We start from the raw sequence: 16,280 nt of genomic DNA, 5'->3' as shown, positions 1-16,280 counted from the left end.
TAGTTTTTATTGCTAATGGTCAGCCTAATATTGGGTGAGTGCGAATGAAATGATATTCGCTCCCATACGAAGTGCTTTTAGTCGTACCTCTTCTGGGTCATTGTGTATTCTTTTGTCTTCCCAACCGTTTCCCAGATCTGACTCATAAGAATAAAAGCACACTAACCTCCCTTCATAAATCAGGCCAAAACCTTGTGGTGGCTTGTTATCATGTTCATGAATTTTTGGCAGTCCATCTTCAAACTTGAATTTCTGATGGTAAATGGGGTGGTCAAAGGGGAGTTGTATGAATTCTAGTTCTGGAAATATCTTTTTCATCTCCAACCTTATGTAGGGATCAAGACCGTAATTATCATCAATGTGGAGAAAGCCACCAGCGAGCAGATAGTTCCTAATGTTTTCTGCTTCACTATTACTAAAGACCACATTTCCATGGCCAGTCATGTAGACATAAGCATACTCAAAGATTTCAGGACTTCCTGCCTCAACGATGGCATCCTGAGTATCAAATGATGTCCTTAGGTTTTCATTGCAAAACTTGGCGAGGTTGGGTAGAGCGGTTTTGTTGGCATACCAATCGCCCCCTCCATTATATTTGAGCTTGGCCATTTTCAACTGCTCTTTTTGACCAAAAAGGCTTAATGAGAGACAAAGCATTAACAATGAAAGTGCTGACTTCTTTAACATTTATCTGAGGTTGGGAACTTCTTAATACTGGAACGGTTAATAGTCTTTGAAGTTTATATTTAATTATCAGTAATAAAACACATTTTTGTTAAGTGAGCCCTAACACCTTCGACCATTTTGTACAAAGTCTTTCAAGAAGATTGAACGAGCCGCTACCTGGTAGGAAAGCTCAAGAAATTATGGCGCCCAGGCCAATAGATGAGAAGAGGTTTAGCGAAGACCCAAATAATCCGGCAAGACCTGGAGGCGTAATGGTGTTGCTTTACCCCGAGAATGGTGACATATATCTTCCTTTGACCAAAAGACCTGTTTATCGAGGCGCGCATAGTGGTCAGATTAGCTTGCCTGGAGGAAAGGTAGAAAAGAATGATCGAGACATCGTCCATACTGCACTAAGGGAAACTCAGGAAGAGATCGGTGTAGAAAATGAATCCATCGAAGTTATCGGTCAGCTATCCGAGCTGTTTATAATTGCGAGCAATTTCAAAGTTTACCCAACGGTTGGAGTGGTCCGGTCACAGCCAGAAATTGTCCCGGATACTCGAGAAGTGATCAGAGTACTGACCCCTTCTTTGACTGAACTCAGGGATACAAACCGAAGAAGTACGAAGACTATGCACTTTCCACCTTATACCATAGAGTCTCCGTACTTTGATATTGATGGTGAAGTGGTTTGGGGAGCTACCGCAATGATATTAAGCGAATTGGTCCATCTTATCGATGAAATCTATTGATCGATAATAGCTGTCTATTGATCGATAATAGCTGTCGCTTCAATCTCCACAAGATATTTATCGTCAATCAATCGGGAAACCTCCACCATTGTGGTGCATGGTTTTATATCACCAAATACCTCTTGATGTGCCTTGCCGATCGCTTCCCAGTGATCTATGTTAGTCACAAACATTCTTGTTCTCACCACATCCTCAGGTGTTGCTCCGGCACTCTCCAAAGTCGCTTTTATCTTATCTAATGAGTACTTGGTTTGAAGGTAGGGGTCATCGCCTCCGAGTAACTCACCTTCGTGATCAGCCACCGTACCTGTTACTTCTATGGTGTTGCCTACCCGAACCGCTCTAGAATACCCAACGATATCTTCCCAAGGGCTACCGGATGAATAGTTTGTTCTATTGCTCATTTTGTCGATTAGTGTAGAGGTTTAGTTTTTGAAAAAGATCTTCTGGGTCAAATGGTTTATGAACGAAGTCGACAAAACCGAACTGCTTCAATTCTATCTCAAATTCCGAAGCATTATGTGCGCTCATTGCAATGACTTTTGGGGTGCCATCCGGACGCATTTTTCGGAGTTGGTTTGTGGTGTCAAAACCATTGATTGGTTTCATTTCGATATCCATTAAGACCACATCGTATTCAGTCTCTTGGATTTTGTCAAGTGCATCATAACCATTGTCGGCATCATCGAAAGAGGCATTCCAGATTTGAAATAATCGCTTGAGGACCAAGCGATTCATGTCATTATCATCAACCACAAGTATTTTTCGCTGATTCAAATCCTTGTCTCTGTCTTGCTGTTGCAAGTCGATCATGTCAAACTCAGGGTCTATCTTAAAGTCAATCTCAAAACCAAAAGTGGTGCCCTTATCTTCGATACTCCTCAATTGTATTTTGCTTTCCATTAAGTCGAGTAGCTTCTTGACAATAGATAAACCTAATCCCGTACCACCATATTCTCTGGTGGTTTCTTCACTCGCTTGCTCATACTCTTCGAAGATAGCTTGAAGCTTGTCTTCTGGTATACCTATACCAGTATCAGCCACACTAAAGGCTACTTTTGCTGTCTCATCTTTAATTCCGGCTAGCACAGCTTTTATATGGATATGACCTTCATGAGTGAACTTGATGGCGTTACTGATAAGGTTGTTCAGTATTTGAGTCAATCTTGTAGGGTCTCCGAAGAGTCGATCGGGTAGGTGTTCCCCAATTTCAATTTTGAGTTCTATCCCTTTATTGTTGGCTTTATATTTAAAGCTTTCTCCAAGGTTTCTTAGTAAATCTATAAGCGAGAACTCTGTAGACTCCAATCTAAGCTTACCCGCCTCAATTTTATTGTAATCTAGAATATCGTTAATCAAAGAGTGAAGACCTTCAGCTGAGAATTTGAGCGCATCGATATACTCCTTCATCTCTTTGTCCTTGTTGTCAATCTCCATGATATGGGACAGACTGATGATGGCATTGAGAGGTGTCCTAATTTCATGACTCATTACAGCCAAAAAGTCTGACTTATCTTTGGTAGCTTTTTCAGCCTCTTGCCGGGCTTCCTTCAAGGCCTGGTTCTGTTTCTTGATCTGTTGCGTTCGGTCAGCGACTATTTCTTCGAGTTCTTGATTAATGTCAATTTGTAACCGCTCATTTTTTCTTAACTGTAGAATTAACGATCGCTGAGTAATGTCATGATCCTCAAATTGGCGTTTCAATTTATGGCTTATTCCCAGACTAAAGACCACAATTTCTACAATGATGCCTCCTTGGACAAGGATAGGGATGTTACTTGAAGCTTCAATTAATTGACCAACTACCACGATAAGTACAGAAGCCAAAAAGAACATGGTACCGTAGGCAAAATACTTGGCTATGATGTTATTGGTTCTAGCTGCCCGAACAATTAAAACCAAAGCGAATGCTGAAAGCACTAGAATCGTTATGTGCATTACAGCTATGGCGAAATACATGTTACCAGTTAGAAACAGGTAAGTGGATAATGCCAGAAACATTGCCAGCGAGAAATAAGACAACACTGTGAGTAGCCTATCCCATTTAGGTTGGTCGATGTGCGTTTCAAGGAAAAAGCGCGAGAAGGTGAAGTAGGCAGCAGCACTCAATAGTGGTAAAATCCACAATGAGGGTATCGGATCTATTAAGTTTGTTAGTACATAAAGCTCAATGATGCCATGCATATTGAGAAAATAGACCATGTTAGAAAGAGCATATATGGCAAAGAATAGGAAAACCCGCTCGCGCGTATATCCAAAAATGAAAAAGGCCAAAATGATCACGACAAACAGTATGCCTGAAAAGATTCCTTCAAGCAGATTCATGTTCTCAAGCCTGTTAGTCCATATATCTTTGGGTACTAAAGAAGCTCTTATGTCAATAGGGTTAAAGTCTGTGCTTTCAACTTTAATGTAAACATGAACGGTTTCTTCAGCCGGCAGGGTCATGTTTATTCTGGTAGGATAACCCTGTCTAATATCTCTTTCGCCACTTGGGAAATGATAACCGGTTTTCTTTACGCTGACTTCTTCATCCCGAATCAGGTAATAGGTCTCCTTTCCATTTCGCCCACCGTGAAGCACGAAGTCTATGTCTTGATCAGCTCGGCTTACAAGCCGAAAGTAAGCCCAATAGGTAGCATCCTTATTGAAAATGGAGATGTCGTCCAGGTGAATGAAATCAGATGCTTGTAGTTGACGAACATCATCAATGATTAGTCTATTTTCATCATCACGGTAGACCAAGATTTCGTCTGCCTCAATTATTTCCTCATCGGCAGAATAGATGGAGTGGCTGTTCTGGAAAGAATTCCTTTGTCCGAAGCCATTTAAGGTGCTGAGGGTGAGTAGTAAAAAGAGTAAGAGTCTATTAATGTGCATTAGGGCACTTTTGAAAATGGAATTTCAGCATTTTTCAGCTTTCAGCCAATCATTCGTGTTTAATTGATAATATAAGAGTATCCTTCTGACTAGACTTGTGCAAATTTTATAGCGTCCTTAGACCAAGGAGCACTTTGTTGAATGGCTTCAAGAACTCGTGTGGGGTCGGTCAAAACGGTCCAGATGGGCCTATGGTTTTCGCTTAAAAAACCCTCTTCTATTGCCTGTTCAAGCATATGTAGAAGAGGATCATAGTAGCCATCTAGGTTGAGTATCACAATGGGTTTAGTGAAGATTCCAAGTCGTTTTAAAGTGATCGCTTCCATGAGTTCTTCGAAGGTACCGCATCCACCTGGCAATGTGATTAAGGCATCCACTCCAACCATGAATTGTTTTTTACGTTCATGCATATCGGCAGTGAATATGAACTCATTAACATCCTTATGATGAAATTCGACTTCCTTCATAAAATGAGGCATTATGCCAATAATTCTTCCACTCTCTTCAATTACCGTATCAGCTAAAGTCCCCATGAGCCCCCTGGCACCACCACCATATACCACAGTAGTATTATTCTTTACTAGTGCCTTTGCAATAACTCGTGTTGCCTCAAAATACTTTTCATCGATTTTATCACTAGAGGCACAGTAAACGCAGACTTTTTTGATTTTTTGCATTGAGTAAGGGGTCGGAGCCCATGGTTTCTGAGAACAAGCTAGCTAAAAATAGCGCATCACAAAAAACCACTTAGCCAAAACGTTGATATCGTTTGTCATTCCATCAATTAGCATATGAGCTCAATCAATAGATTAAGAATGAATAGTTTTTTACTTCGTAAATGAAGGTAATAAATACCCAAAATTTGGTATTGACTGCGATGACTTATTGTGACTATCTTTCAGCTTGCTGAGGTCTCTAATTTGGGGCTTCTTTTTTAACACAAACACACATAATATGAGCTCTTCAACCAAGAGGGAAGTGTCTGATGGTACTTTTTTATCAACCAGTGCTAGCACTGATTTCAGAACTTTCTCAACAATATGTCGATCTAATACCTTTTTTACTCGGGTCTTGAGGCTATCAGGCTTCTTTAGGTACCTGATGTTTTTTCTTCTGATCTCTAGCATCTCCTACCACCAGTTACTAGGCCAAAATATGAACGGTGTCATTGATGCACCAGGAGATATTGTATTTGTAGCTTATCATGATAATGATGATGGATTTTCCTTTGTTCTATTGGATGATTGTCCAACGGGTACGGAAATACGTTTTACAGATGAGGGTTGGAATGGAACCTCCTTTAATTCTCTGACGAGTGAAGGAGAAGTCTTATGGATCAATGATTCAGGTGCGACTTTGCCCATTGGAACGGTCGTGAATATTGAAGATGCTGATGACAATGGTCTGGGCATATCTGCCTCCAGTGGTTCAGCATCTGAGGTTGAGAGTGGGTTTACCACTGGAGTTACAGCCGATCAGATTTTTGCCATTACTGGTACTAGAGCCACACCGGGTGTCTTTCTGGCTTTTGTGGGGAACTCCTCCTTAGATGGAAGCAGCACTAATACTTTAACAGGTACAGGGTTGGTTTTAGGTAGTACGGCCGTTGACCTTGGTAGTGGTGAGGGCTATTACAATGGCCCCGATGAATTTAATGGTACAATCACGGATGTAGCAATTACACTCAATACGTTTGCTAACTGGCAATTGGGTGCATTTACCTTTCCTCCTGATGTAATTGATGGTTTTGGAGGTTCTGTATTTCCTGGAGGTAGTACAAATCCTTTTGTCACTACCTGGTCAATCCCTGCCGATGATCTAGAATTGACATTACCATTAGCCGGTACAAATTTCAGTATTGATTGGGGAGATGGTGTGGTTGATACTGGGCTTACCACTGGCGATATATCTCACACCTACGCCTCTGCAGCAACATACACAGTAAGTATTGGGGCTGATATCACATCGATTTCTATGAGTACTTCGGATGATGGGCCTGACCTATTGACAATTGATCAATGGGGGGATGTGTCTTGGAACTCCATGAATGGTGCTTTTGCAGGCACTGCAAATATGACAATCGTAGCAACTGACATACCAGACCTTAGTGCTGTTAGTGATGCAACTTCAATGTTTGAAGGTGCAATTTCAATGAATCAATCGATCTCAAATTGGGATGTAAGCAATATTACCTCTATGCGAAGCATGTTTGAAGGAGCTTCTAGCTTTAATCAAGACATTAGTTTATGGAATGTTGCAGCAGTCACTACAATGCGCGAAATGTTTAGAAATGCCATTGCCTATAATCAGCCATTGGATACTTGGAATGTTGGGAGTGTTACTGATATGTCAATGATGTTTAGAGGGGCAGTGCTGTTTAATCAAGACCTGAATAGTTGGAATGTCAGCCAAGTAAACGATATGAGCGCTATGTTCAGCGCAGCCTCTGTTTTTGACGGAGAAATTGGAAACTGGAACGTTTCGAATGTAACCAATATGAGTTCAATGTTTCTATTTGCAACCATGTTCAATCAGCCCATTGGAAATTGGCAGTTGGATAATTTGACAAGTATGTCGAACATGTTTGGGAGCGCAAGCAGCTTCAACCAAGACATCGGTAGTTGGAATGTCAGTCAGGTCACTTCGTTCTTAAACCTCTTCCAAAGAGCGAGTGCATTCAATCAGAACATAGGGGATTGGGATGTAAGCAATGTTACTTCGTTATCTAATACATTTCTATTGGCATCAAACTTCAACCAGCCACTTGACAATTGGAATGTATCAAGTGTTACTACATTGAGAAATACTTTCAAACAGGCAGCTGCTTTTAATCAGCCTCTAACTAGTTGGAATGTGGGTAATGTTACCGATATGCGTGGCACATTTGAGAATTCAAACGCATTCAATCAAGACTTAAATAGCTGGGATGTCAGTGGTGTTATTGACCTTTCATTTGCCTTCGCGAATGCCACTGTTTTCAACGGTGATGTTAGTAGTTGGGATGTTGGTAATGTCACAAACATGGATAACACTTTTAATAGTGCACAGGCTTTCAATCAGAATATTGCGGGCTGGAACGTTGCCAACGTCACTTCGATGGCCAATGCTTTCAGAAGTACAATTGCATTTGATCAAAACTTGGGCAATTGGAATGTGGGGCTGGTTACAGATATGAGTAGTATCTTTTCAATTAGTGGGATTTCAATTGAGAATTATGATAATACGCTAATAGGCTGGGCCTCTTTACCAACTCTTCAGTTGAATGTACCTTTAGGAGCACAAAATGTAAAGTACTGTCTAGGCGAATCGGCACGTCAATCGCTTATAGACGATTTCAACTGGAACATCACATTGGACGAAAGAGAGTGCCCAATCGTATTTACCAGTCCTGATATTGCTTTTTTCGCTGAGAATAGTTTTGGTACCATCATAGACATTAACGCCAATGTGGGTAATGGAGATGATGTGGATGTCAATTATAGCCTTGGTACCTCAAATGATGAAGGACTATTGGTTATCAATGGCTCAAATGGAGAGCTTGTATTTAATTCACCACCAGATTTCGAAAACCCGCTAGATGTTGATGCCAATAACTCTTATAAACTGGAGGTGTTCGCTACGAGTGGTTCCGAAACGGTGAGCCAGATTCTGACCGTAACCGTGACAGATGTTTTCGAAAACATAGCACCAGTATTTACATCTACGCCAGTACTCACGGTTAACGATAATGAGCTCTATAGCTATACTATCACGACTACAGATGATAATAATGATAACACTACTGTCTCAGCAGTCACTTTACCCTCTTGGCTAAACCTGAATGCCATTACCGGCAGTAATACTATAACCATTGCTGGAACTGGAGGAGCTGACTTTATTAATGGCAATGGTACTTCAGCGGCTTTCGCTTTTCCGGCTGGTGTTGCAGTTGATAATGCGGGTAATATTTTCGTTGCAGATCAGGATAATCATGTTATAAGGAAGATTACTCCATCAGGAGATGTTTCTACGTTTTGTGGATCAGGAATTCAAGGATTTGCCGATGGCAGTGCTGGTGTAGCGAGGTTTGATAACCCAAAAGACCTGGCTTTTGACAACTCTGGAAATCTGCTTGTAGCAGACTTGAGTAATAATAGAATTAGAAAAGTTGCGCCAGATGGTACAGTAACTACGCTAGCCGGCTCAGGTGCCGCAGGTTTTATCAATGGTAATGGAACTTCAGCTGTGTTCAGGTTTCCAGCAGGAGTAGCGGTTGATGCCGCTAACAATGTATTTGTTGCGGATCAGGATAATCATGTGATTCGAAGGATTACCCCAACAGGAGACGTTACGACTTTTGCTGGGTCTGGCACTGAAGGTTTTGCTGATGGTTCGTCTGGTGTAGCACGTTTTGACGATCCAAAGGACTTAGCCTTTGATAATTCAGGAAACCTTTACGTAGCAGATTTTCAGAATAATAGAATCAGGAAGATTACTCCAGATGGTACAGTTTCTACATTAGCAGGTTCTGGGGCAGCCGGATTCGTTAATGGAAATGGTACATCTGCTGTCTTTAGGTTTCCGGCCGGAGTGGCAGTCGATGCTTTTGGAAATGTTTGTGTCGCAGACCAGGATAATCATGTCATTCGACTTATTACCCCAAATGGCGATGTTTCTACATTCGCAGGCTCAGGAATAGAGGGTTTTGCGGACGGGGATGCCACAACAGCACAATTTGACGATCCAAAGGACATCACCTTTGACAATGCGGGCAATTTATATGTTGCTGACTTTGAAAATAATCGCATTAGAAAACTTGTTAATAATGGTGCAATTCTTCAGGGTAATCCAGCAGGGCAACCTTCGGGTGACTATCCTGTGGTATTAAAGGTAAGCGATGGAAACGGAGGGGAGACGCTTCAAAGCTTCACCGTTACCATCATTGATGCAACCTCTCCGGTAGTTATTACTCAAAATTTGGTTGTTGAATTGGATGAAAATGGGGAAGCTATCGTGGATGCTCAAAGCGTAGATAATGGATCCTCCGATACCAATGGAATCCAGAGCTTTAGCTTAAGCCAAACCAATTTTGATTGTGATGACATTGGTTCTGTAGAAGTCTCTTTATCTGTTACAGATAACAATGGACTTTCAGCATCTGCTACAGCTAATATTGAGGTTCAAGACAATCTATCACCAGTCCTGACACTTGTCGGAGATCAAGTGATTCAGTTGAACCTTAACGAAACCTTTACTGACCAAGGGGCTACCGCTTCCGATAATTGTAGTGCAGTATTGACGGTTGGTGGCGATACTGTAGATACAGGTGTTATTGGTTCTTATACAGTAACCTATGATGCTGTTGATCCATCAGGAAATACTGCTGTTCAGTTGACTAGAACTGTCAACGTAGTTGATGTTGCGGATCCAGAAATTACAGTAGTTGACATCCAGATAGACAATGATCTAGGAGTCTGTGGGGCAACAGTTGCAGATTATGCAGCAACAGCGACAGATAACTCTGGTGTAGTGACACTCGACTTTGATATTACCGAAGGCTCCCTGTTTCCTGTGGGTACTACGCCAGTAACGGCCACCGCCACTGATGGAAGTGGTAATACTAGTCAGGTAACATTTAATGTTACGGTGAACGATGTTGAGGATCCTGTATTGATACTCAATGGTTCACCTGTGATTGATCTTAACCTTGGAGATACCTATGTTGAACAAGGAGCGATGGCTTCGGATAATTGTGGTGCGTCAGTGACTATAGGAGGGGATGCTGTCAATACTTCCTCTGTTGGTATTTACCTAGTGACCTATGATGCTGTTGATCCGTCAGGAAATACTGCTGTTCAGTTGACTAGAACTGTCAACGTAGTTGATGTTGCGGATCCAGAAATTACAGTAGTTGACATCCAGATAGACAATGATCTAGGAGTCTGTGGGGCAACAGTTGCAGATTATGCAGCAACAGCGACAGATAACTCTGGTGTAGTGACACTCGACTTTGATATTACCGAAGGCTCCCTGTTTCCTGTGGGTACTACGCCAGTAACGGCCACCGCCACTGATGGAAGTGGTAATACTAGTCAGGTAACATTTAATGTTACGGTGAGCGATGTTGAGGATCCTGTATTGATACTCAATGGTTCACCTGTAATTGATCTTAACCTTGGAGATACCTATGTTGAACAAGGAGCGATGGCTTCGGATAATTGTGGGGCGTCAGTGACCATAGGAGGGGATGCCGTCAATACTTCCTCTGTTGGTGTTTACCTAGTGACCTATGATGCTGTTGATCCATCAGGAAATGAAGCCGCTCAGTTGACTAGAACCGTCAACGTCATTAATACTACGCCAATCAGCTTGACACTAGAGGCCAATATAGCCAACGCTAAATTGGGTACGAATATAACCTGTGCAGGAGGCATGGATGGATCAATTGATGCCACAGTCACCGGAGGTACGCTGCCATACACTTACTCGTGGAGTAACGGTGCTGACACTGAAGACCTAGGTCAATTGCCTGCAGGAGTCTATACACTTACCGTTACCGATGCCACAGGCCAATCTATTGCTGAAAGTATCACGCTGACAGAACCTGATCCGATTTCGATCAGGGTTGATATGTTCCCTTCGAGGCCATTGGGACACTACGGAGCTACCCATACTATCTATAAAGGTTTTGGTCCTCAAGCAGTATGGTTGAAAAGTAGGGCTACCGGTGGTAATGGGTGGCTTAGGTCTAGGTGGAGTGGTCCTGGCATTAAATTTCAATGGAGAGGGATTGCTGTAGTAGCACCAAAGGAGACTACCACTTATGAGGTGTCGGTTACGGACAAGAAGGGCTGTACATCTGTTGAATCGTTCACCGTTTATGTAATTGATGTCAGGTGTTTCCACTCAAGTGGTAAGAAGAAAAAGAATAAGTGGGGCCGAAAATATGGACATAATAAATGGAATGGGAAAAAGGTACATATATGCCATAATGGTAGAACGCTATGTGTAAGTGTCAGATCAGTTTGGTCTCATTTAAGACATGGAGATTCCCTGGGAGCTTGTGAATCGACTGGGATTATGAGTGCCGCATCTTCGGAAGTTGATAATGACGTGATCGATTTTGTTGAACCAAATTTGGAGATAAAAGCTTATCCGAATCCTACTGATGGGTATACCAGTATTAGCTTCTCTAGCAATGTTGAGGGTCCTGCAAAGGTGTCTGTCTTTAATAGTACCGGAATACCAATGGCCACACTTTTTGAAGGAAAGCTAGAACCTAGAAGAAGGATGAAATTGGATTATGACACTCATGAACTACCAAGTGGCATATACATTGTGCGCTTAGTAACAACAGGAGGAGTGAAGACACTAAAGTTAATGGTGAAGAAGTAATTCTAGTTTTATCATAATTTTTAGAGCGCTTACAGTTCTTACAAGGAACGGTAGGCGCTTTTTTATTGAATAAGACGAAAAGATGATTTAGTAATAGGATTCGAATCGAAACAGGTTTGCCGTGCTGACTATCACAAAATAATTGATCAAACTACCCGAATTGGGTAGGTGCTGACATGTGATTTTCCAGAATATTGTATTTAAAATAAAGTAATGTCAATCTGATATCAAGTCGGAATTGTCAGTCAAGAGATGTTCTAAGTTAATAGTCAAGGTATCTGAACATTTCAAAAAAAGATCTCAGAGAAGCTGAGGTCTTTTTATTCAAATCTTCACAATAATTATGCGTGTGAACCTATATTTTGTACTGACTTTCTATCGGCCTATCTTGTTGGAAGAATTTTATAATTCTCTGATACACCAAAATGCGTAGTGGTTCTTTTCTCCTCCTTAGGCTTGGCTTAGGGCTTATCTTATTACTTTTCCATTGTGCCTTGTTATCCCAAGAAGTGCCATCCCTGACCATTAAGGAGATTGGTACCCCCTTTATCAATACATACCTTCCTACAGATTATGGTGCGCATGAACAAAACTTCGAAATCGTGCAGTCCCCTGATGGGTTGATGTATATAGCCAATGTGACTGGGGTCATAGAATTTGATGGGTTTAATTGGAATGTGGATAGTCGCGTGTCTGATGACTCTTTCAAAGCGGTTACAATTGGCAACGATAATTTGGTGTATGGCACTACAAAGAGTTTGATTGGCCGTTTTCGGTCCGATTCTTTGGGGAGAACTCAGTTTGAGTCATTAGGCCCAAAATTGCCAGCAGATCTCCTAAGCTTTGGAGATGTTAGATCGGTTGATGCCTTGGGAGATTTGGTTATCTACCGTTCAAGAAATGCTTTGCTCTTATATCATATTGTCAAGGATACATTCAAAGTTATCACTTCCCAAGACGGATTTGGTTTAGGCAGTGTAATCGATAGTGAATTTTATGTGGTGGATCACTCAAAAGGCTTGATGCAACTCGAGGGAGAAAGCTTGGAGTTATTATCAGGGTCAGAGAGCCTTAAAAGTAAGGCTCTAACAGATATGGTTCGTTTTTCCGATGACGAGCTGCTTTTTCTCACAAAAGGCAATGGATTTTTGAGGTATGATTTCAAAGCCGTGCACACTTGGGAAACTTCTGTGTCGGAATATATAAGAAAACATGATGGCTTCGCTGCTATCAATATTTATGATCGATACTATGCTGTTGGCACTGGTAATGGCGGTGTTGTGATCATAGATGAGCATGGGAAACTAATTCAAAAGTTGAATAAAGAAATGGGGATGGGAGCCGATGGCCTTATTCAAGATCTTTATTTAGATAAGGATGATAACCTATGGGTTGCACAGCATGGTGCCTTACATCAGGTAATTCTAAACTCGCCTTTTACTACAATTGATGACCGACATGGGGTCAATGGCTATGTGCTATATTTTCAGAATTGGCATAGTAGAACCTATGTTTCTACCGCTACAGGAATTGTTGTGAAAGATCAAGATTCACCCTGGCAGAGCCTTAGTGCCGATTATAAGCCTTTTAAGCCTATTTCTGACGACCAACAGAGAGTCTGGATGACTATTAAGCATGGTGATGATTTCTTTTCGGCAGGTAATAGGGGGCTTATTCAGATCACAGATGATGGACTTAAAAGCTTGCTCAATAATGGCGAGCGCATGTGGGCAGCCGTGGCCATGCGAGACTCCAAGGAGATGATCATTGGAAGTATAGAAGGCAACTTACACAGGTTCGTGAAGGTAAACGGGGAATGGAGACATGACAATAGAATAAAGGGGTTCAACAAGCAGATGGACTTCTTAGAACAAACACCAAACGGAGGCATCTGGATGACTGATTCTGGTACAGGTGTATTCAAGATCAAATTGAATGAAAAGCGAGATAGTGTTTTATCAGTCAAAATGTATGGTCCTGAGCAAGGGCTCCCTGAACTAGAGAGAAACAGAGTTTTTCGGCATAGTGATGGCCTTTATTTTGCAACTGCTTCTGGTGTTTATCAGTACAATGCTTCTTCCGACAGTTTCTATCCTTCGGAAAAGTTTAATCAGCATCTGTCTGAAGACTATGTTTTCAGGCTAATAGAGATGAAAAATGGTGATGTATATGGATCACTGAATCCAAGGGGTAAGTCTTTAATGAAAAGAACAGAGGATGGGTATGACTTCACACAAGTACCTTTCCAAAGGATCGCAGGTCATAATTCAGAGTACGTTTCAGGGATGGGAGGGAATAATATCTGGATTGCAGGCACTGGTATAAAACACTATGCGGGTGGCTATGAACATAAGCCATCAAAAGGTTTTGCAGCCTATATCAGGTCAGTTGAAGTATCTAATAAGAATGATTCTTTGATCTATTCAGGAGGAGATGTTGATCGTACAGTTGAGCTCAGGCCTAACGAAAATGCTGTCCAATTCGAATATTCCGCCTCCTATTATGATAAAATAGAAGAAATAGAGTTTCAGAGCTATTTGGAAGGGTCGGAAGAGACCTGGGCGCCTTGGAGTAGTAAGTCGAGTAGGAACTACACCAATCTGAGACACGGTACTTATACGTTTAAGGTTCGTGCAAGAAACCTCTATGGAGATGTTAGTGCCATAGGTGAGTATACATTCACCATTTATACACCTTGGTACCTTACAGTTTGGGCCTTTTTGCTTTATGCCATTCTGGTAACATTATCAGTATGGTCAATTGTAAAGTTAAATACCAGACGGCTTGAAAAAGAGAAATTACGACTTGAAGCAACCATCTATGAACGGACGGAAGAAATTCGGAGGCAAAAAGAAAAGGCCGAGGCTGATAAATTAGTCATTCAAGAACAAGCCGATAGACTCAAGGAGCTTGATAAGGTCAAATCAAGGTTTTTCGCTAACATCTCACATGAATTGCGGACACCTCTGACACTTATAAATGCACCATTAGAGTCACTGATCGAGGGCGGGAAAATTGAAGATGAAGAGATAAGAGAAACCTTAATCACTGCTAAGAGAAACGGTGTGAGTCTCCTCTCATTGGTTGAGGAAATCCTTGACTTAGCCAAGCTTGAAGCGGGAAAATTAAAGCTCGTAGAAAATCCTGTTAGGCTAAGAGAATTCTTGGGGGATATATTAGGTGACTATATAACGGTAGCCAAAAGTCGAGGCATTGAAATTAAATTCAATTTTTGGCCTGATAAGAACCTAACGGTGCTCTTGGATGAGAATAAGACAGGAAAGGTCATTAGAAATCTATTGTCAAATGCCCTGAAGTTCACAAGGAACCACATTGAGTTGAGACTGCAATATAGTCCCGATGAACCTGATAGAGCTCAACTAAGTGTTATAGACAATGGGGTAGGTATTGATGCTCAAGACTTACCATTTATATTCAATAGGTATTATCAATCAGAGAGGCCAGATAAAAAGGCAGAAGGGGGTACGGGTATTGGTCTTGCACTGGCTAATGAACTGGCTGAATTGCAAGCAGGCAGGCTGACTGTAGAGAGTCAACCAAATGAAGAAACCATATTCACTCTTGAATTCCCTTTGAAGGAAGTTAAGGAGGAGACTATTGTGCCACTCACCCAGGCAGACAGCGAGAATTTGGATAAAGCACTCAAAGATACCATAACAAGGTATGGCCAGAAATTCGAGCTCGAAAAACCGGTATTGTTAATAACCGAAGACCACCCTGAGATGCGTGCGTTCATTGCTAAGACGCTCACTCCCTATTTTGATATTCTTCAGGCAGAAAATGGTAAGTTAGCTCTCGAAATTCTGGAAACCCAGACTGTGGACATAGTGATTTCCGATGTGATGATGCCAATAATGGACGGCTTTGAATTGTTGGAAGCAATTAAGAAAAATGAAAGGCTCCGACAAGTCTCTGTGGTAATGCTTACTGCCAGAGCAGATCAGGAAGATCGGCTTCACGCGCTCACTTTGGGTATTGATGATTATTTGACTAAACCGTTCAGTGCTGCGCTGTTCCTTGCCAGAATCAAGAATATACTTGAGAATCGGATTAAAGTGATAAGGGCATTTAAAGAACTTGCCCATAAGGAATCAAATGGTGCTCAATCAAATGTTGCATGGTTGATCAAAGAACATGATCTTTCAGAAAGGGAAGTAGAAGTAATGAGACTTTTGGCAAAGCGGTACACCAATGCCGAAATATCAGAAAGACTGTTTGTCTCCCAAAACACCGTAAAGTATCACATCAAAAACCTGTTTATAAAACTGAATGTCAAGAGCCGTAAGGAAGCTGCCGATAAAATAGGGGAACACCTGTGATTGGGTAAAACGCAGGTTCTTTTGACAACGACTACCATATTTCGAGGGAATCTGACTCCCATTAACAAGTGTTTGAAATAGTGCGGCTTAGCATTTGCGCAGTTAGATCGCCTGGACGGTTCAGAGTATTTTTTATTTCATTCAAATACAATTTTTTGTTAAAACTACTCGAAGCGGGTAGGTGAGTTAGAGGTAATTTTGGCGACATTTCCATTGTCGTAGCGATTTTTTATTCACTACGGTATCACCATTTATCGACCAAAAC

Annotated in this window: 7 protein-coding genes; 3 read left to right on the top strand and 4 right to left on the bottom strand. The window is 41.5% G+C overall.

Features of this window, described 5'->3' with window-relative positions; genetic code table 11:
• Positions 1-24 precede the first annotated feature (24 nt).
• Positions 25-687, bottom strand: a complete 663-nt coding sequence (locus BFP97_RS07630) for a DUF4159 domain-containing protein (RefSeq protein WP_069841850.1) — start codon at positions 685-687, stop codon at positions 25-27.
• A gap of 179 nt (positions 688-866) precedes the next feature.
• Here BFP97_RS07630 and BFP97_RS07625 point away from each other — a divergent pair, with 179 nt between their 5' ends.
• Positions 867-1,421 (top strand): NUDIX hydrolase, encoded by a 555-nt coding sequence (locus BFP97_RS07625; RefSeq protein ID WP_139135224.1) that lies wholly within the window; start codon positions 867-869, stop codon positions 1,419-1,421.
• Between the two features lie 14 nt (positions 1,422-1,435).
• On the opposite strand, the gene BFP97_RS07620 is transcribed toward BFP97_RS07625, so the two are convergent.
• The 3 genes from BFP97_RS07620 to BFP97_RS07610 form a co-directional block, all read right to left on the bottom strand.
• On the bottom strand, positions 1,436-1,825 hold the full coding sequence (locus BFP97_RS07620) for a RidA family protein (RefSeq protein WP_069841848.1): 390 nt from the start codon (positions 1,823-1,825) through the stop codon (positions 1,436-1,438).
• Positions 1,815-4,301: a hybrid sensor histidine kinase/response regulator gene (locus BFP97_RS07615; RefSeq protein ID WP_069841847.1), complete on the bottom strand. Its 2,487-nt coding sequence runs from the start codon at positions 4,299-4,301 to the stop codon at positions 1,815-1,817. Before BFP97_RS07615 ends, BFP97_RS07620 begins: the two co-directional genes overlap by 11 nt.
• Positions 4,302-4,390: 89 nt before the next feature.
• Complete coding sequence (locus tag BFP97_RS07610) at positions 4,391-4,978, bottom strand: TIGR00730 family Rossman fold protein (RefSeq protein ID WP_069841846.1); 588 nt, start codon at positions 4,976-4,978, stop codon at positions 4,391-4,393.
• 478 nt (positions 4,979-5,456) lie between these two features.
• Between BFP97_RS07610 and BFP97_RS07600 the strand changes: the two genes are divergently transcribed.
• Positions 5,457-11,675 (top strand): BspA family leucine-rich repeat surface protein, encoded by a 6,219-nt coding sequence (locus tag BFP97_RS07600; protein WP_170827426.1) that lies wholly within the window; start codon positions 5,457-5,459, stop codon positions 11,673-11,675.
• A 425-nt stretch (positions 11,676-12,100) separates the two neighbouring features.
• Positions 12,101-16,015 (top strand): response regulator, encoded by a 3,915-nt coding sequence (locus BFP97_RS07595; RefSeq protein ID WP_069841843.1) that lies wholly within the window; start codon positions 12,101-12,103, stop codon positions 16,013-16,015.
• Positions 16,016-16,280: the final 265 nt, after the last annotated feature.

Source organism: Roseivirga sp. 4D4 (genome assembly GCF_001747095.1).
Lineage (GTDB): Bacteria > Bacteroidota > Bacteroidia > Cytophagales > Cyclobacteriaceae > Roseivirga.
This window is presented reverse-complemented; position numbering and strand designations above follow the sequence as displayed.

Bases quoted from the DNA above. Each gene is read 5' to 3' on its own strand.
- BFP97_RS07595 (WP_069841843.1), top strand. From the start codon at position 12,101: ATGCGTAGTGGTTCTTTTCTCCTCCTTAGGCTTGGCTTAGGGCTTATC.
- BFP97_RS07615 (WP_069841847.1), bottom strand. From the start codon at position 4,301: ATGCACATTAATAGACTCTTACTCTTTTTACTACTCACCCTCAGCACC.
- BFP97_RS07610 (WP_069841846.1), bottom strand. From the start codon at position 4,978: ATGCAAAAAATCAAAAAAGTCTGCGTTTACTGTGCCTCTAGTGATAAA.
- BFP97_RS07625 (WP_139135224.1), top strand. From the start codon at position 867: ATGGCGCCCAGGCCAATAGATGAGAAGAGGTTTAGCGAAGACCCAAAT.
- BFP97_RS07620 (WP_069841848.1), bottom strand. From the start codon at position 1,825: ATGAGCAATAGAACAAACTATTCATCCGGTAGCCCTTGGGAAGATATC.
- BFP97_RS07600 (WP_170827426.1), top strand. From the start codon at position 5,457: ATGAACGGTGTCATTGATGCACCAGGAGATATTGTATTTGTAGCTTAT.
- BFP97_RS07630 (WP_069841850.1), bottom strand. From the start codon at position 687: ATGTTAAAGAAGTCAGCACTTTCATTGTTAATGCTTTGTCTCTCATTA.